Here is a 582-nt window from a genome sequence, read left to right on the forward strand (position 1 = left end):
CTGAGTCTGGTGAGCTTTTCTATTTTTTCGAAAGTGGTTCTCAGTTCAGGATGAATCGGCTTGGCTATATCTATAGAAAGAGCTTCATGTAAATACCAGAGCATTTCGTGCAGCTGCTGCATGATAGGAAAAACGTCAAACATCTGGTTGGCCGTTTCGGGGCTGCTTCGCCAATCCTTTCCCTCATAAGTGATTTGGGATACTTTTTGGACGGCGCCAAAGCATTCATATGCAGAGCAGCCTCGAAATCCTTTTTCTCTGAGATCTTTATGTATAGAACATTGATAGTTTGATTGTAAGTTGCGGCAAGGCGTGCCCCCGTCTTTATCAAAAGCAAAATCTGCCGACTTCGCATAAGGCAAGGCGACACAGCACAGGCCAAAACAGTGCTGGCAATCCGCACTTAAATTATGATGTATATTGTCATGTAACGTTACTTCCGCAGACAATAATGTTCACCCCTTCACTTGGGTACTTTGTTAAATATATCTATTTGATTATATAGGAAAAAGGATACTTTTCATTTTGTTTTCAAGGTTTCAGTGGTCTAGCGATGTATAATATATCCAATCATGATGATTG

General features: G+C 40.9%; 1 pseudogene. It reads right to left on the minus strand.

Annotated elements, in window-relative coordinates:
- Positions 1-449: pseudogene (locus tag ACWHAR_RS30030) on the minus strand (pentapeptide repeat-containing protein); the annotation flags it as partial.
- Positions 450-582: the final 133 nt, after the last annotated feature.

The organism is Bacillus sp. LR--39 (genome assembly GCF_053613335.1).